Source organism: Cellulosimicrobium sp. GQ32 (assembly GCF_059758455.1).
Genome location: NZ_JCAXEP010000003.1, coordinates 126573 through 143930, shown reverse-complemented (window position 1 = coordinate 143930; position 17358 = coordinate 126573). Strand labels below are relative to the sequence as shown.

General features: G+C 73.8%; 14 protein-coding genes. 8 read left to right on the top strand and 6 right to left on the bottom strand.

The features are described 5' to 3' along the window. Positions 1-13 precede the first annotated feature (13 nt). A complete protein-coding gene (locus tag AC6CH9_RS06790; protein WP_498154236.1) occupies positions 14-925 on the bottom strand; it encodes a sulfurtransferase in 912 nt (303 codons plus the stop codon). A gap of 217 nt (positions 926-1142) precedes the next feature. Beyond that, positions 1143-2498 (bottom strand): aspartate aminotransferase family protein, encoded by a 1356-nt coding sequence (locus AC6CH9_RS06785; RefSeq protein ID WP_498154235.1) that lies wholly within the window; start codon positions 2496-2498, stop codon positions 1143-1145. Between the two features lie 101 nt (positions 2499-2599). Here AC6CH9_RS06785 and AC6CH9_RS06780 point away from each other — a divergent pair, with 101 nt between their 5' ends. The 7 genes from AC6CH9_RS06780 (at position 2600) to AC6CH9_RS06750 (ending at position 9384) form a co-directional block, all read left to right on the top strand. After that, positions 2600-3556, top strand: coding sequence for a LysR family transcriptional regulator (locus AC6CH9_RS06780; protein WP_498154234.1), 957 nt, complete (start codon positions 2600-2602; stop codon positions 3554-3556). Positions 3557-3616: 60 nt separating this feature from the next. After that, the gene (locus tag AC6CH9_RS06775; RefSeq protein WP_498154233.1) at positions 3617-4933 is read left to right on the top strand and encodes a helix-turn-helix domain-containing protein; all 1317 of its coding nucleotides are present in this window, start codon (positions 3617-3619) and stop codon (positions 4931-4933) included. 170 nt (positions 4934-5103) lie between these two features. Continuing rightward, positions 5104-6627 (top strand): aldehyde dehydrogenase, encoded by a 1524-nt coding sequence (gene adh, locus AC6CH9_RS06770; protein ID WP_498154232.1) that lies wholly within the window; start codon positions 5104-5106, stop codon positions 6625-6627. A gap of 117 nt (positions 6628-6744) precedes the next feature. Next, complete coding sequence (locus AC6CH9_RS06765) at positions 6745-7206, top strand: DUF779 domain-containing protein (RefSeq protein ID WP_498154231.1); 462 nt, start codon at positions 6745-6747, stop codon at positions 7204-7206. Positions 7207-7271: 65 nt separating this feature from the next. After that, a complete protein-coding gene (locus AC6CH9_RS06760; protein ID WP_400573662.1) occupies positions 7272-7556 on the top strand; it encodes a DUF6412 domain-containing protein in 285 nt (94 codons plus the stop codon). 119 nt (positions 7557-7675) lie between these two features. Further along, positions 7676-8467, top strand: coding sequence for a YidC/Oxa1 family membrane protein insertase (locus AC6CH9_RS06755; RefSeq protein WP_498154230.1), 792 nt, complete (start codon positions 7676-7678; stop codon positions 8465-8467). 56 nt (positions 8468-8523) lie between these two features. Further along, the gene (locus AC6CH9_RS06750; RefSeq protein WP_498154229.1) at positions 8524-9384 is read left to right on the top strand and encodes a phosphotransferase; all 861 of its coding nucleotides are present in this window, start codon (positions 8524-8526) and stop codon (positions 9382-9384) included. An 80-nt stretch (positions 9385-9464) separates the two neighbouring features. On the opposite strand, the gene AC6CH9_RS06745 is transcribed toward AC6CH9_RS06750, so the two are convergent. The 3 genes from AC6CH9_RS06745 to aceA form a co-directional block, all read right to left on the bottom strand. Further along, entirely contained in the window at positions 9465-10394 is a 930-nt protein-coding gene (locus AC6CH9_RS06745) for a hypothetical protein (RefSeq protein ID WP_498154228.1), read from the bottom strand. A gap of 233 nt (positions 10395-10627) precedes the next feature. After that, positions 10628-12370 (bottom strand): malate synthase A, encoded by a 1743-nt coding sequence (gene aceB, locus AC6CH9_RS06740; protein WP_498154227.1) that lies wholly within the window; start codon positions 12368-12370, stop codon positions 10628-10630. Positions 12371-12502: 132 nt separating this feature from the next. Then, on the bottom strand, positions 12503-13909 hold the full coding sequence (gene aceA, locus AC6CH9_RS06735; RefSeq protein ID WP_498154226.1) for an isocitrate lyase: 1407 nt from the start codon (positions 13907-13909) through the stop codon (positions 12503-12505). A gap of 180 nt (positions 13910-14089) precedes the next feature. Between aceA and AC6CH9_RS06730 the strand changes: the two genes are divergently transcribed. Continuing rightward, positions 14090-15583: a helix-turn-helix domain-containing protein gene (locus AC6CH9_RS06730; protein ID WP_375809725.1), complete on the top strand. Its 1494-nt coding sequence runs from the start codon at positions 14090-14092 to the stop codon at positions 15581-15583. A 12-nt stretch (positions 15584-15595) separates the two neighbouring features. Here the strand turns inward: AC6CH9_RS06730 and AC6CH9_RS06725 are convergent, their stop codons facing one another. Further along, a complete protein-coding gene (locus AC6CH9_RS06725) occupies positions 15596-17356 on the bottom strand; it encodes an alpha/beta hydrolase (RefSeq protein ID WP_498154225.1) in 1761 nt (586 codons plus the stop codon). Positions 17357-17358 lie beyond the last annotated feature (2 nt).

Sequence of the window (17358 nt, the reverse complement as noted above, 5' to 3'; positions counted from 1 at the left end):
GACGAGCGGTGCGTCAGTTGAGCGACGCGGGGGCCTCGCCGGCCTCCTCGCCCTTGACGATCGGCACGCGCACGGCGTTGCCCCACTCGGTCCACGAGCCGTCGTAGTTGCGGACCTTGTCGAAGCCGAGCAGGTACGTCAGCGCGAACCACGTGTGGCTCGAGCGCTCGCCGATGCGGCAGTACGTGACGACCTCGTCGTCCGTCGCGAGGCCGAGGCCGCCCTCCTGGTAGATCGCCTCGAGCTGCTCGCGCGACTTGTAGGTGCCGTCCTCGGCGACCGCGGTCGCCCACGGGACGTTGCGCGCCGTCGGGATGTGGCCGCCGCGCAGCACGCCCTCCTCCGGGTAGTCCGGGATGTGCAGGCGCTCGCCCGTGTACTCCTGGGGGGACCGGATGTCGACGAGCGGGCCGTTGCCGATGTGCGCGAGGACGTCCTCCTTGAACGCGCGGATCGTCACGTCGTCGCGCTCGACGACGGGGTACTCGACGGCCTCCGGCGCGGGGACGTCGGTCGTGACCTCGCGGCCCTCCGCGATCCACTTGCCGCGGCCGCCGTCGAGCAGGCGCACGTCCTCGTGACCGAACAGCGTGAACACCCACGCGGCGTACGCGGCCCACCAGTTGTTCTTGTCGCCGTAGACGACGATCGTCGTGTCGCGGCCGATGCCCTTGCCGCCGAGGAGCTGGGCGAAGCCCTTGCCGTCGATGTAGTCGCGCGTGTCGGGGTCGTTGAGGTCGGTGTGCCAGTCGATCTTCACCGCGCCGGGGATGTGACCGGTCTCGTAGAGCAGCACGTCCTCGTCGGACTCGACGACGACGATGCCCGGCTGACCGAGGTGCTCGGCGAGCCAGCCCGTGCTCACGAGGCGGTCGGGGTGGGCATACTGCGTGATCTTCTCGCTGGTGTCGAGCGGTGCGGGCATGGTGTCCTCCGTGCGGCGGGATGAGCTGTGGGTCGTCCGAGGTGGTGGTCCGTCCGAGCGTCAGGCTAGGTCGGCTGTCCGCATCACGGAAGGCCCGTCGCGCATGCTGAGACGGTGTAAACGCAGGCTCTCGACCGGCTCGCACCCGGCTCGTCGTGCGGCGGGGGGAGGTCACGGAACCTGACCTCGCCGACAGCGTCGGTGGCCCGGGAGCGGCTCAGCCGAGCAGCTCGCGCTCCGCCTCGCCGAGCGCGCGGTCGAGCAGGTCGAGGCCGAGGTCGAGCTCCTCCTCGCTCACGGTGAGCGGGGGCGCGATCCGGAATACGCCGCCCATGCCGCGGAGCTGCACGACGTTCATGTGGAGCCCGAGGTCCAGCGCCCGCCGGGTGACCAAGGCGCCGAGGGCGTCGGCGCCCTCCTTGGTCTCGCGGTCGAGCACGAGCTCGATGCCCTGGAGCAGACCCCGCCCGCGGACGTCGCCGATCGTGGTGTGACGGTCCTGGAGGTCGAGCAGCCCGGCCCGCAGGCGGTCGCCGAGCACGCGTACCCGGGCGTCCATCTGCTCGGCCTCGAGAACGTCGAGGACGGTGTTGCCGACCGCTGCGACGAGCGGGTCGGAGACGTGCGTCGTGAAGAACAGGAAGCCGCGCTCGTGCGCGAGCTCCTCGATCTCGGCGCTCGTGACGACGGCGGCGAGCGGCAGGCCGGCGCCGAGCGTCTTGGAGATCGTGAGGATGTCGGGCACCACGGGCTCCTCGCCGTCGCGACCCTCGAACGCGTACCAGGACCCGGTCCGGCACAGCGCCGTCTGCGCCTCGTCGAGGATGAGGAGCATCCCGCGCTCGTGGCACTTGTCGCGCAGCGCCGCGAGGTAGCCGGGCGGCAGCTCGACGATCCCGCCCGAGCTGAGGATCGGCTCGACGATGCACGCTGCGAGGCTCCCCGTGGACTGCACGTCGACGAGGTCGAACGCGAGGTCGAGCTGGCGGCGCCAGTCGTGCGCGCCGTCGGGCGTGAGGTGGTCCGGGCGGTACGCGTTCGGGACGGGGATGACGAGGTTCCCGGGCGCCGTCGGGCCGTAGCCGCGGCGCCCCGCGCTGTACGTCGCCGCGGCCGCGGCGTGCGTCATGCCGTGCCACGACCCGGCGAGCGACACGACCTCGTGCCGACCCGTGACGAGCTTCGCCATCCGGATCGCGGCCTCGTTCGACTCGGCTCCCGTCGTGAGGAGCAGGACCTTCTCGAGCGGGCCGGGCAGCGTGCCCGCGATGCGCCGCGCGAGGTCGACGACGGGGGGCGACAGCATCCCGGAGAAGAGGTGGTCGAGCGTGCCGATCTGGCTGCGGACCGTCTCGACGATCGCCGGGTGGCTGTGCCCGAGGATCGCGCTCATCTGCCCCGACGTGAAGTCGAGGACCCGCCGTCCGCCGACCGTCGTGAGGAAGCTGCCCGACGCGCGCTCGACGATCTCCGGCGTGAACGGCCCGCCGTACCGCACGAGGTGCCGGTCGGCGTCGGCCCAGAACGCCGCGGCGTCCGGGGTCGTCGGGGCGGGGGACGGGAGGACGGCCATCCTCCGAGCGTAGGGACGGAGCCCTGTGCGCGTACAGCACGAGTTCTCGTACAGTCTGTGCAGAGAAACCGCACAAGCGACCGCACGGAACGGAGGAGCGCGTGCTCAACGCCGCCCGGCTCCAGATCCTCGCCCGGCTCGAGAGCCTCGGGACCGTGCGCGCAGTGGGTGCGTCCCTGCACCTGAGCCCGTCCGCGGTGTCCGCGCAGCTCGCGGCGCTCGAGGCCGAGACCGGGTCGCGCCTCGTCGAGCGGACCGGGCGGAGGGTGAGTCTCACGCCCGCGGGGCGCACCCTCGCCCGGCACGCTCGCGTGATCCTCGACCAGATGGCGCTCGCGGAGGCGGAGCTCGCCCAGCCCGACGGGCAGCCCGCCGGGGTCGTGCGCGTCGCGGCGTTCTCGAGCGGCGTCCGGGCCCTCGTGATCCCCCTCGCGCGACGCCTGGCCGTCGAGCACCCCAGGGTGCAGGTCGAGGTCGTCGAGCTCGACCCCCGCGAGAGCGGGCCCGCGCTCCGCCGCGCGGACGTCGACGTCGCGGTGACCGCCGACCTGCTCGACGGCGCGCGGCTCGCCGGGCCCGACGTCGCGACCGTCCCGCTGCTCGAGGACCCGGTCGTCCTCGTCGCACCGAGGAGTGCGTCGGCGGAGGCGTCGGCAGGGAGTGCGGCGGGGGAGGGGCCTGTCGACCTTGCCGCCCTGGCGGGCGCGCGCTGGGCCGCCGACCTGCCGGGCCGGTATCTCTCCACGCTCGTCGAGAGCGCGTGCCGAGACGCCGGGTTCGAGCCGCACGTGGTCGCGCGGTTGCCGAGCTACGAGCTGCTGCTCGCGCACGTCGAGGCGGGGCTGTCGGTCGCGCTGCTGCCGGGCCTCGCCGTCGATCCGCGCTACGACGTCGTCGCGCGCCCCCTGCGCACGCCCCGGACGCGCCCGGTGTACGCCGCCGTGCGACGCGGCGCCCCGCCCACCGCGGCGACGAGCGTCGTCCTCGCGGGGCTGCGTCGCGTCGCGGCGGACGCGACGGCCACGGTCGGGGCGGCGACCGGCCGGCCGCCGCGGTAGCGGGCCGACGGGCGCGCCCTACACTGGGGCCCAGCACCGCACGACGACGTGGGAGGTCCCGTGTCGCGCACCCTCGCACCGCCGCTGCGCTCGGACGCGCACCCGCGTCGCCCTGACGCGCGCCGCGACGCCCGCTCGGTCCGCGCGGCCTACCGGTCGTTCCTCGTCGACGGCGTCCTCCCGCACGGCGTCCACCCGGTCGTCGCCGACTCGTGGCGCCGGTCCGTGCACAGCGGCGTCGACCCCGAGGGCCCGCGCACGGAGTCCGCGCTCGCCCACGACGACCTCGTCGCCTACCGCGACGCCCACCCGCTCGCGGGGGTCATGCCCGTGGTGCGCGAGCTCGTCGTCGACGCCGCGGCGGACGACGGCCTCGCCGTCGCCGTGTCCGACGACGCGGGCCGGCTCCTGTGGGTCGAGGGCAGCCGCGCGCTGCGGGACGCGGTCGAGCGCGTCGGCTTCGTCGAGGGGTCGGTGTGGCGCGAGGAGCGCGTCGGGACCAACGCCCCCGGGACCGCGCTCGCCGCGCGCCGGGCCGTGCAGGTCCTCGGCGCGGAGCACTTCTCGCGGCCCGTCCAGGCGTTCAGCTGCACGGCCGTCCCCATCCACGAGCCCGGGACCGGCCGCGTCCTCGGCGTCCTCGACGTCACCGGCCGGCAGTCGGCCGCCTCGGGCGTCGTGCTCTCGCTCGTGCGCGCCACCGTGCTGAGCCTCGAGCGCGAGCTGGCCGAGCGTGCCGCTGCCGCGACGACGGCGACCGGCCGCGTCGGGACGCCCCCCGCGCCACCGCCCGACGGGCGGCCCGAGCTGTTCGTGCTCGGCACCACCCCGCTGCTCCGGGCGCCCGACGGGCTGGAGCACCGGCTGTCGCTGCGGCACGCCGAGATCCTCGCTCTCCTTGCCGCCCACCCGCGCGGCCTCTCCGCCGACGAGCTCGCCGTGCTCCTGCACCCTGGCGCGCTCTCCGACGTCACCGTGCGCGCGGAGGTCTCGCGCCTGCGCCGCGTCGCCGGACCGCTCCTCGCCGGCTCCCGTCCCTACCGGCTCGCGCGGCCGCTGCGCACGGACGCCGACGTCGTGCGCGACCGGCTCGCGGTCGGCGACGTCCGGGGGGCTGTCGCCGCCTACCGCGCCCCGCTCCTCCCGCGCTCCGGCGCGCCCGCCGTCGAGCACCTGCGCGCCGAGCTCGCGGCGGAGCTCCGCGCGGCCGTCGTGTCGACGGGCGACGCCGACGCCCTCGACGCCTGGACCCGCACCGACGACGGCGCCGAGGACCACGACGCGTGGACGCGCCTCCAGCGCGTCGCCGACCACGGCAGCCCCCTCTGGGTCCGCGCCCGCGCGCACCTCGACCTGCTCGACGACGAGCTCGGCTGACCGCGACAGGCGCTGCAACGGTCCTGCAACCCTCGCGTGCCTAGCGTCGTGCCACGGCGCGACGAGGCGCCGTGCCGCGCACCGCCGTCGGGCACTCCCCGCCCGGAGGCGACCTCCCAGGAGCGCGGCGAGATCGAGCGCTGCGAGCCAGCGCGACGAGGAGGCAGACGATGACGGTCTACGCAGCCCCCGGCACGGACGGGGCCATCGCCGAGTACAAGTCCCGGTACGACCACTGGATCGGCGGCGAGTACGTCGCGCCGTCGGGCGGGCAGTACTTCGAGAACCCCAGCCCGGTCACGGGCCGGACCTTCACGGAGGTCGCGCGCGGCAACGCCGACGACGTCGAGCGCGCGCTCGACGCCGCGCACGGCGCCGCCCGGTCGTGGGGTCGCACGAGCGCGACGGAGCGCGCGAACATCCTCAACAAGATCGCCGACCGCATGGAGGAGAACCTCGAGCGGATCGCCGTCGCCGAGTCGTGGGAGAACGGCAAGCCGGTCCGCGAGACGCTCGCCGCCGACATCCCGCTCGCGATCGACCACTTCCGCTACTTCGCGGGCGCGATCCGCGCGCAGGAGGGGTCGATCTCCGAGATCGACGAGGACACCATCGCGTACCACTTCCACGAGCCGCTCGGCGTCGTCGGCCAGATCATCCCGTGGAACTTCCCGATCCTCATGGCCGTGTGGAAGCTCGCCCCGGCGCTCGCGGCGGGCAACTGCGTCGTGCTCAAGCCCGCCGAGCAGACGCCCGCGTCGATCCTCTTCCTCATGGACGTCATCGGTGACCTGCTGCCGCCCGGGGTGGTCAACGTCGTCAACGGGTTCGGCGTCGAGGCCGGCAAGCCGCTCGCCTCCAGCCCGCGCATCCGCAAGATCGCGTTCACGGGCGAGACGACGACGGGCCGCCTGATCATGCAGTACGCGAGCCAGAACATCATCCCGGTCACGCTCGAGCTCGGCGGCAAGTCGCCGAACATCTTCTTCTCCGACGTCGCCGAAGCGCGCGACGACTTCTACGACAAGGCGCTCGAGGGGTTCACGATGTTCGCTCTCAACCAGGGCGAGGTGTGTACGTGCCCGTCGCGGGCCCTCATCCAGTCGTCGATCTACGACACGTTCCTCGGCGACGCGGTCGCCCGCACCCAGGCCGTCAAGCAGGGCAACCCGCTCGACACCGAGACGATGATCGGCGCGCAGGCGTCCAACGACCAGCTCGAGAAGATCCTGTCGTACATCGAGATCGGCAAGGCCGAGGGCGCCAAGGTGCTCACGGGCGGGACGCGCGCCGAGCTCGGCGGCGACCTCGCCGGCGGGTACTACGTGACGCCCACGATCTTCGAGGGCAAGAACTCGATGCGGATCTTCCAGGAGGAGATCTTCGGTCCCGTCGTCGCGGTCACCGACTTCTCCGACTTCGACGACGCCATGACGATCGCCAACGACACCCTCTACGGGCTCGGGGCCGGCGTCTGGTCGCGGTCGGGGAGCACCGCCTACCGCGCGGGCCGGACCATCGAGGCCGGCCGCGTGTGGACCAACTGCTACCACGCGTACCCCGCGGCCGCGGCGTTCGGCGGGTACAAGGGCTCCGGCGTGGGTCGCGAGAACCACAAGATGATGCTCGACCACTACCAGCAGACGAAGAACCTCCTCGTCTCCTACTCGGCCCAGAAGCTGGGCTTCTTCTAGAGCCCGGCCCCTGTCCGCCGAACACGGGGTTGGTGTCGTTCTCGCCGTCAGAACGACAGCAACCCCGTGTTCGGCGGTGAGCAATCCCGTTCTCGCTCTCTGCTGCAGGAGGTTTCCGTGCCCGACGACGTTCCCTCGCCCCGCGCGGCCAGCTCGGTCCCGGGGCGGGTCGCGCTCACCCACGACGCCGCCGCGCTGCTCGCGCGGTTGCGGCCGGTCCATGGCGAGCTCATGTTCCACCAGTCCGGCGGGTGCTGCGACGGGTCGTCGCCCATGTGCTACCCGCAGGGCGACTTCCTGCTCGGCGACGCCGACGTGCACCTCGGCGACCTCGTCGTCGACGCGCCGGGCCCCGGTACCGACGGCCCCGCCGGGGCGGACGGCGCGGAGGGCGGGTTCGCCGTGCCGGTGTGGATGAGCCGCGCGCAGTTCGAGTACTGGAAGCACACCCACCTGACGATCGACGTCGTCCCCGGCCGCGGCGCCGGGTTCAGCGTCGAGGCGCCCGAGGGCGTGCGGTTCATCATCCGGTCGCGCCTGCTCACCGACGACGAGTGGGCAGCGCTCGACGTGGCCTAGGCTGAACCCACCGACAGGCTCCACGACGGGCCCCGGCGGCCCGCGACCGGAGAGGAGGCGACCCGATGAACGACCTGCTCGTCGTCGCGCGGGACCTCGCCTCCGCGCTCACGCTCCTGCTCGGCACGTCGACCCTCACCGCCACGCTCTTCCTCCTCGGTGCCACGGCCCTCGTCGCGGCGGTGGCTGCGATGACCGCACGCTGGGGCGCACCGCTCGCGCTCGGCGTGGCGGCTCGCCCGGCGGGCCGGCTGCGCGACACGGTCGACGTCGGTCCCGCCGTGACGCAGAGCGACCCGGACGCCCCCGGCAGTGCCCGGCCCCGGGCACCCGGCCGACTCCTCGGCTGATCACCCGGCCGAGGCCCTCCCTCGCATCCCGCGCGCACCGTGTCGCGGTGTGCCCCAGCCTGCCCGGCGCAGGGTGATCGGCGAACGCGTACCCCGCACGTTCGACCGAGGACACCACCATGAACCTGCTCGACCTCCCGCTCGTCTCCACCGTGCTCGACGCCGCCTACCGCGCCCTGATGGCCTTGTCCGCCCTGCTCGAACCCGTCGCCGGAGGTGCCGCGGCCGCGGCGGCCGTCGTCCTGCTGACGCTCGCCGTCCGCGCGCTGCTCGTGCCCGTCGGTGTCTCCCAGGCCAAGGCGGAGCGTGACCGCGCGCGCCTCGCGCCCCGGCTCGCCGAGCTCCAGCGTCGCCACCGGGACGACCCGCAGAAGCTGCAGCGTGCGACCCTCGACCTCTACGCCGAGGAGGGCACGACGCCGTTCGCCGGGTGCCTCCCGATGCTGGCCCAGGCGCCCGTGGTCGGGTTGGTCTACGCGCTGTTCCTCCATGCGGAGATCGCCGGGCACGGCAACGCGCTGCTCGGCCACACCCTGTTCGGCGCACCTCTGGGCTCGAACCTCGTCGGTGCGGTCGGGGTGGGCGCCGTGCCCACCGTCGTCGTGGCGGGGGTGGTCGTGCTCGCGATCGCCCTCGTCGGCGAGCTCTCGCGCCGCGCCTCCCTGCCCGGGGGGCGTCTCGCGCTGCCCCGCACGGCGCGCGGGTCCGACGCCGTGCCGAGCGTCCCCGGCGGGGCGGCGCTCTCCGGTGCCGGCCTGCAGAACGCGCTCGGTGTCCTGCAGTTCGTCACCGCAGTGATCGCGTGCTTCGTGCCGCTGGCCGCCGGGCTGTACCTGCTGGTGACGGTGACGTGGACGCTCGTGCAGCGGCTCGTCCTGCGCCGCCGGTATCCGTTCGAGGCGGTCGCGTAGCGCGACGGCGCGGTGGGCCTGGTCACGGGCCTGCCGCACGTGCGAGGGTGTCGGGTATGACCGATCTGCCCCCGTACCGCGACGACGCGGACGACGTCGAGGTCCCCCTGCTCGGTGGTGACGTGTCGGACGGGATCGTCCGGCGCGGCGACACCGTCCGCCGTCCGCGCGGCCCGCACAGCCCTGCCGTCGAGGCGTACCTGCTGCACCTGGAGCGCGAGGGCTTCGAGCGCGCGCCGCGGTTCCTCGGTGTCGACGACGACGGCCGGGAGGTCGTGACGTTCCTGCCGGGCGAGATGGGCGGGCGCCCGCCGCACGCGTGGGCGACCGACGAGGACGTGCTCGTCCAGCTCGGGGAGTGGCTGCGTGACCTCCACGCGGTGTCGCGCGACGTCGTGCTGCCCGACGGCGTCGCGTGGCCCGAGCGGGTGCAGTTCCCGGAGGTGCCGGACGTGTTCGACGTGCCGGACGTCGTCGGGCACAACGACCTCACCGTCGAGAACGCGTTGTTCGTTCCGGCCGGCGACGACCCGCGGGGTCCGCACCGGCTCGTCGGGGTGATCGACTTCGACCTCGCCGCGCCGACCACGCGGTTGCTCGACGTGGCGACGACGCTGCTCTACTGGGCGCCGGTCGTGCCGCCGGAGACGCGGCCGGAGGTCCTGCGCGACCTGGACGCACCGCGGCGTGCGCGGATCCTCACCGAGGCGTACGGGCTGGACCGGTCGCAGCGGCTCGCGCTGCTCGACGTGCTCGCGCAGCGGTTCGCGCGGAGCTGGTACGCGATGCGGCACGCGGCACACACCCGCGGCGGGGGCTGGCAGCGCATGTGGGACGGCGGGGTCGGGGACCGGATCCGCGAGAACGAGGCCTGGTTCGCCGCGCAGCGCGTGGACTTCGTGCACGCGCTGGGCTGAGCGCGCGGGGGCGGGGCGTTCTCCGCCCCCGCGCGGCGCGCTCAGAGCACGGCGAACCGCACCCGTGCTCCGGGTGCCGGTCAGCTCGCGAGCGGGTCGTCCGCCGTGAGGTACCAGGGCTCGTAGCCCTCGAGCGAGAGCGTCCACAGCCCGGGTGCGCCCGTGGGAACTGCGACGCACACGTTGCCCGACACGGTGTCGTCGGTCCCGACGAGGCCCGTGCCGACGAGGGCGTCCGGCACGGCGCCGCACTGCCCGTCGGCATGGACGCCGTCGTCGCCGACGAAGCCGACGTCGACCGCGCCCCACGCGCTCACCTGCGAGCTGGGGCCGTAGTACGTGGCGGTCACCGGGACGATCCAGTACTCCGTGCCCTCCGGCGGCGCGACGTTGACGTCGCTGTGCGTGAGGATCTCCGCGGTCGCCTCGTACGGCGGGTCGAGGAGGACCTCCCACTCCTCACCGGCGACGGTATAGCCGTCGAAGAACCACGGGTCGGCCCGCGTCCCGGAGCCCTCCCACTCGCCCTCGGACCAGTCCTCGTCCGACCAGTCCTCGGACCACTCGTCCTCGACCGGCTCGGTGTACCAGTCGGCGATACGCCCGCCCGCGTCGCTCGCGACACCGGCCGCGAAGCCGACGCCGCCGCCCACCGCGAGGCACGCGGCACCGACGATCAGCCCGACGGCGGTGCGCGACAGGCCGCGGCGCGCGGCGGGCGGGGGCGGGCCGGGGAGTCCGGCGACGGGGTACGTCGGCCCTGATGGGAGCGGCCCTGGCGGGAGCGGCCCTGGCGGGACGGGACCGTGGCCGATCGGCGCCGGACCGGGCCCGATCGGCGACGGCGGCGAGGCGGACTGCGGGGGAGCGGGGTACCCGGGCGTGGGGACCGGAGGCGAGGTCGCCGGGGGCGCCGTCGGGGCCGGGGCCGTCGGCGCGGCGGGAGTTGCCGACGGCGCGGGGGGCGCTCCCGAGGTCGACTGGCTCGGTGGCGCGAAGGGGTTGCTCATGGCTGCTCCGGGGTCGTGCGGGCGAGCGCCCGGACGACCGTGTCGCCGTGCGTGGCCGGATGCTCCCACATCTCGGCCTGCCAACACCAGGAGTGGGGACGACGGACGCTCGGGGACGCGGACCGCCGTCGAGCACGCACGACCTGCCGACCACGACACCACCCGCCCGCGAGCACGACATGGGGGTCGTTATCCAGCGGATTACGACCCCCATGTCGTGCTCGGCGACGCCGTTACGGCTGGTCGGGCTCCGAGCCCACCAGGAACTGCGAGTAGGCCCCGATGGTGAGGAACGTCGGGAAGTCCTCGGCCAGCGCGACGGCGCGGAACACGTTGGCCGCGTCGTCGATGCGGTTGCCCGGGGTGCGCGGCAGGTCGTCGACGATCTCGGCGAGGAGCGCCTCGACGCGGTCGCGCGTGATCGGCACGCCGTTCTCGGTCCGCGTGCCCGACGCGATCCACTGCCAGACCTGCGAGCGCGAGATCTCGGCGGTCGCGGCGTCCTCCATGAGGTGGTCGATCGCCGCGGCGCCGACGCCGCGCAGCCACGACTCGAGGTACCGCACCCCGACGGAGACGTTGGAGCGCAGGCCCGCCGCGGTCACGGTCGCCCCGGCGCGGCGGGCCGAGCCGATGTCGAGCAGCTCGTGCTGGCCCACCTCGACGTCGTCGCGCAGGCGGGACACCTGGTGCGGCCGGTCGCCCAGGACCGCGTCGAACTCGCCGCGCGCGACCTCGATGAGGTCGGGGTGCGCGACCCACGTCCCGTCGAACCCGTCCGTCGCCTCGCGGCGCTTGTCGGCACGCACCTGCTCGAACGCGCGCTCGGTGACGTCCGGCCGGCGCCGGTCGGGGATGAACGCGCTCATCCCGCCGATCGCGTGCGCGCCGCGCTTGTGGCACGTCGCGACGAGCAGCTCGGTGTACGCGCGCATGAACGGTGCGGTCATGGTGACCTGCGCGCGGTCGGGCAGCACGTAGGAGTCGCCGCGCGTCCGGAACGCCTTGATCACGGAGAACAGGTAGTCCCACCGACCGGCGTTGAGCCCGGCGCAGTGGTCGCGCAGCTCGTGGAGGATCTCCTCCATCTCGAAGGCCGCGGGCAGGGTCTCGATCAGCACGGTCGCGCGGATCGTGCCCAGCGGCAGCCCCAGGTACTCCTGGGCGAGCACGAACACGTCGTTCCACAGCCGCGCCTCGCGGTAGCCCTCGAGCTTGGGCAGGTAGAAGTACGGCCCGCGGCCGCGCGCGACGAGCTCGTGCGCGTTGTGGAACAGGTACAGCCCGAAGTCGACCAGCGACGCCGACGCCGACACGCTCACGCCCGCACGGTCGACGTACCGCATGTGCTTCTCGATGAGGTGCCAGCCGCGGGGGCGGAACACGATCGTCGGCAGGTCGGTGAGCGTCGTCGAGCGCAGGCGGTACTCCTTGCGGTGGTCGCCCGACCCGGTCGTGTGGGTCAGCGTCCCGCGGATCGCGTCGTGCAGCGCGAGCTGCCCCTCGACGACGTTGCGCCACGTCGGGCTGGAGGCGTCCTCGGCATCGGCGAGCCACACCTTGGCGCCGGAGTTGAGCGCGTTGATCGTCATCTTGGGGTCGGTCGGCCCGGTGATCTCGACGCGGCGGTCCTCGAGGCCCGGCGCGCCGGCCGAGCCGGCGACGCGCCACGAAAGGTCGTCGCGCACGGGCCGCGTCGCGGCGCGGAAGTCGGGGTCGATGCCGTCCGCGACGTCCTGCCGACGCTGCTGCCGGTCCATGAGCAGCTCGTGGCGGCGGGCGACGAACCGGTCGTGCAGCAGCGTGAGGAAGTCGAGCGCCTCCGGCGTGAGGATCTCGCGGTAGCGGTCGCCCAGCGTCCCGGTGACGCGCAGCGTGCCGGTGACGCGGAAGGTGCCCGACGGCGTGGGTGCGCCCGGGCGCTCGGCGTGCGGGCCGGAGGTCGGGGGAGAGGTGGTCGTGGTGAGGGTGGTCATGGCGTGCTCCGAAGGTCGATGTCGCGAGGTAGAGCTCTGGTAGGCCGAGGTAGAGCCCTGGTCCACGAGGTAGAGGCGTGGTCATGACCAGGCCTCTACCTCGCGGGACTGCTCCTCTACCTCGCGAGGGGCTTAGTGGAACTGGGCGGTCTCGGTGGACCCGGCGAGCGCGAGGGTGGCGGCGTCGGGGTTGAGAGCCGTGGCGACCCGGTCGAAGTAGCCGGTGCCGACCTCCCGCTGGTGGCGGGTGGCGGTGTAGCCGTCGGCCTCGGAGGCGAACTCGGCCTCCTGGAGCTCGACGTAGGCGGACATCGCGCGCTCGCCGTAGCCGCGCGCGAGCTCGAACATGGAGTGCGAGACGGCGTGGAAGCCGGCCAGCGTGATGAACTGGAACGCGTAGCCCATCGCGGCGAGCTCCTTCTGGAAGCTCGCGATCTGGGCGTCGTCGAGGTGCTTCTTCCAGTTGAACGACGGCGAGCAGTTGTACGCGAGCTTCTTGTCCGGGTACTGCGCGTGGATCGTCTCCGCGAACGTGCGCGCGAGCTCGAGGTCGGGCTCGCCCGTCTCGACCCAGATGAGGTCGGAGTACGGCGCGTACGCGAGGCCGCGCGCGACGACGGCGTCGAGCCCCGGGCGCACCCGGTAGAAGCCCTCCGAGGTGCGCTCGCCCGTGAGGAACGGCTGGTCCCGCTCGTCGACGTCGGACGTCAGCAGGTCCGCGGCGAGCGAGTCCGTGCGGGCGATGATGACCGACGGCACGCCCGCGACGTCAGCCGCGAGGCGCGCGGCGTTGAGGGTGCGGATGTGCTGGCTCGTGGGCACGAGCACCTTGCCGCCGAGGTGGCCGCACTTCTTCTCCGACGCGAGCTGGTCCTCCCAGTGCACGCCCGCCGCGCCCGCGGCGATCATCGAGTGCATGAGCTCGTACGCGTTGAGCGGGCCGCCGAACCCGGCCTCGGCGTCGGCGACGACCGGGGCGAGCCAGTCCCGGCTCGGCGCACCGGACTCCGCCGTCTCGATCTGGTCCGCGCGCAGGAGCGCGTTGTTGATGCGGCGCACGACGGCGGGCACGGAGTTGGCGGGGTAGAGCGACTGGTCGGGGTACGTCTGGCCGGAGAGGTTGGCGTCGGCCGCGACCTGCCACCCGGACAGGTAGATGGCCTTGAGACCGGCACGCACCTGCTGCACGGCCTGGTTGCCGGTGAACGCGCCGAGCGCGGCGACCCACTCCTCGGTGTGGATCTGCTCCCAGAGCTTCTCGGCACCGCGTCGCGCGAGCGTGTGCTCCTCGCGCACCGAGCCGCGCAGCGCGACGACGTCGTCCGCGGTGTAGTCGCGCTGGAGGCCGGCCCAGCGCGGATCGGTCGCCCACTGCTCGGCGATCTCGGCCGCCGTCTGGGTCTGGTCGCCGGGGCGGGAGCCGGGGCGGTCCGGGGTGTGGCCCGCGACGTCCGCCGTCGTCGCGACGGTGCCGAGCGGACGGGCGCCGCCCGCGTACTCGGACGGGGAGCGGCGGCTGACGATGGTGGGCCTGTTCACGGGTGCCTCCTGGTGGTGCGCCGGTCCGCGCAGCGCGGACCGGACGGGCCGGTCGGTGGACCTCGGCGAGGTCCGTGCTTCGACCTTCCTCCCGCTGACAACCCCGTCTCAAGCCAGATCGAGCGAAAGAATTGCACTTCTTCTCTTGTGCGCAAGGAGTGGGGCGTGTCACTCTCAGTCATGGCTATCCCGACGACGCGACCGGCCGGAATTGCGGAACATGCGGAAATCCCGCTCGAGAGCGAGCCCGACGCCCTGACGATCGGCCGCAGGATCCGGCACCTGCGCACCGCGCGCGGCATGACGCTCGACGAGCTCGGCGCCGCGATCGGTCGCGCGCCGTCCCAGGTGTCGCTCCTGGAGAACGGCAAGCGCGAGCCGAAGTTCGCCCAGCTCCAGGCCGTCGCGCGGGCGCTCGGCGCGAGCCTCGACGACCTGCTGTCACCCGAGGCGCCGTCCCGGCGGGACGCGCTCGAGATCGAGCTCGAGCGCGCGCAGCGCGGCCCGCTCTTCGACGCCCTCGGGCTGCGTCCGGTCAGGGTCGGCAAGTCGCTGCCCACGGACGCGCTCGAGACCATCGTCGCCCTGGAGCGCGAGCTCCAGCGGCTGCACACCGAACGCGCCGCGACCCCCGAGGAGGCGCGCCGCGCCAACGCGGAGCTGCGCGCGACGATGCGCGCGCAGGACAACTACTTCCCCGAGCTCGAGGACGCGGCGGCCGAGCTGCTCGACGGCGTCGGGCACGCCGGCGGCCCGCTGCCTCAGCGCGTCGCGGCGGACATCGCGGCGCACCTCGGCTTCACGCTGCACTACGTGGGCGACCTGCCGCACTCGACGCGCTCGGTGCTCGATCTGCGGCACCGCCGCGTCTACCTGCCGAGCAACGGGATGCGCGGGCGGTCCAACGCGACGTCGGCGCTGCTCCAGGCGCTCGCGCCGCACGTGCTCGGCCACGCGGAGCCGCGCGACTACCGCGAGTTCCTGCGCCAGCGCGTCGAGGCCAACTACCTCGCGGCGGCTCTGCTCCTGCCGGAGCGGCACGCGGTCAAGGCGCTCCGGGCCGCGAAGGACGCGCGCGAGATCTCGATCGAGGACCTCCGAGACGCGTTCGCGGTGTCGTACGAGACCGCCGCGCACCGGTTCACGAACCTCGCGACGAAGCACCTCGGCATCCCGGTGCACTTCATGAAGGTCCACGAGTCGGGTGTCATCCACAAGGCCTACGAGAACGACGGCGTGCGCTTCCCCGCCGACCCGCTCGGCGCCGTCGAGGGGCAGTACGTGTGCCGGAGCTGGACCGCGCGCACGGTGTTCGCGGTCGAGGACCGGCTCAGCCCGTTCAGCCAGTACACGGACACCCCGAGCGGCACCTACTGGTGCACGTCGCGCGTGCAGGCGTCGGCCGACGGCGAGTTCTCCGTGAGCGTCGGCGTCCCGTTCGCGCACGTCAAGTGGTTCCTCGGGCGCGACACGACCGAGCGTCTGGTCTCCCGGTGCCCCGACGGCGCCTGCTGCCGCCGCCCGCCGGACGCGCTCTCGGACCGCTGGGCCGGGCAGTCGTGGCCGAGCGCCCGCCCGCACGCGTCGATGCTCGCCGCGATGCCGACCGGCGCGTTCCCCGGCGTCGACACCACGGAGGTGTACGCCTTCCTGGACCGGCACGCGCCCCGGTGAGCCCGGGCCGGGTCAGCCGATCGAGCCGCCCTGCGTCGGCGCGCCCATCGCGGCCTTGAGGCGCGCGGTGTCGGCGGCCGACCAGCCCGCGGGAGCGTGCAGGGCGGCGAACCCGTCGGCGTACTCGAGCTTGTAGACGTGGCCGTGGCCGGGCGGGATGTCCGACGCGGCCGCGACGAACAGGTCGCCCGTGAGCTGCCAGAACGTGACGAACGGGTACCACCGCACGTCACCCAGGACGTCGGGGCCGCGGGGTTCGCGCAGCCAGTCGGGCTCGGACCACAGCGTCTCCGGTCCCCACCAGGTCACGCCGTCGGACGCGTGCTGGAGGTAGACGACGCGCGGCTCGTCCCACCGGGGGCCGGGACCCCAGAGGTCTGCGACCCCGGTCTCGACGGGGCGCCCCCACCGGACCTGCCGGCCGTCGTCGAGCACGGGCGCGTACTCGAGCGACCCGGGGTCGCGCGCGTCGGTGAGCTCGCGCCACAGCGGCGTGAAGCCGGGCGTCCCGGTGAACATCGCGCCGTCGGAACGCGCCTCGACGTCCTGCACGCCGCTGAAGGCGCCCTGCATCCCGAACGACCCGAGCGAGATGCCGAACGCGAGCAGGCGCGGACGGTCGTCCTCGGGCAGCTCCGACCAGCGGTCGTACACCGCCTCGAACAGCGCCTTGCCCGCGGCGGGCGGGGTCGACCGGTCGCCGACGAAGCTGATCCAGCTCGGCAGGTACGAGTACTGCATGCTCGCGATCGCGGTGTCGCCGCCGTGCATGAGCTCGAGCGCCTCGACCATGCCGGGGTCCACCCAGCCCGTCCCGGTCGTGGTGGCGACGACGAGGACGGACCGGTCCCACGCGTCCGTCCGGTCGAGCTCGTCGACGACGCGCGCCGCCGTGGCGTCGAGGTCGCCGTCGGGATCGAGGCCGGCGTAGGCGTGGATCGGCTCGCGCACGTCCGCGGGGTCGACGACGTCGCCCGCCTGGGCGAACGCGGTCAGCTCGTCGAGCGTCGGGCCGGACACGACGAACTTGCGCCCCTCAGCACCGAGCGAGTCCCACGTCTCGGGCGACGCGTCCGACCCGGACCGTTCGGGCTGGGTCGGCGGCGACAGGCGTGGGTCGACGTCGGCGTTCGCGGCCGCGTAGATCGAGTTGAGCGCGCTCATCGCGCCCGACCAGACGACCCCGTTGAACACGAGCACCACGACGACCGCGACGGCCACGCCGCTCACGAACCGCGCAACCGGGGCGGGCACGACCCGGCCGACGAGCCGGGCGACCCAGCGCGCGACGCGGCGCAGCCCGCGCCCGGCCTGGAGCACGAGCAGCGCGACGACGAGCGCGACGAGGAGCGTCACGACCTCACGTCCGGGGACGTCCTCGGACATGCCGAACAGGTGCCGCAGCTCGATCTGGCGGCGGGCGCCCAGGACCAGCGAGAGCGGCACGAGCACGACGGTCGCTCCTGCGAGGACCCACCACGCGACGCGGCTCGCCCGCGCCGTCCATCGGATGCGCAGCCCGACCTTGAGCGCGAACCACTCGACGAACGCCCCCAGGCCGTAGCCGCCGACCGCGCTCACCCCGGAGATCACGGCCTGGTAGTACCAGGCGCGCGGGATGAGCGACGGCGTGAACGACAGGCAGAACCACAGCAGCGCGAGCACCAGCCCGGTCGCCGAGAACCGCCGCAGCCACCGCCCCCACACACCGTGCCTCGCAGGCTTCTCGTCGACGAGATCGGGGGCGCGGGTCTCTGTCACGGTCGGCTGCACGT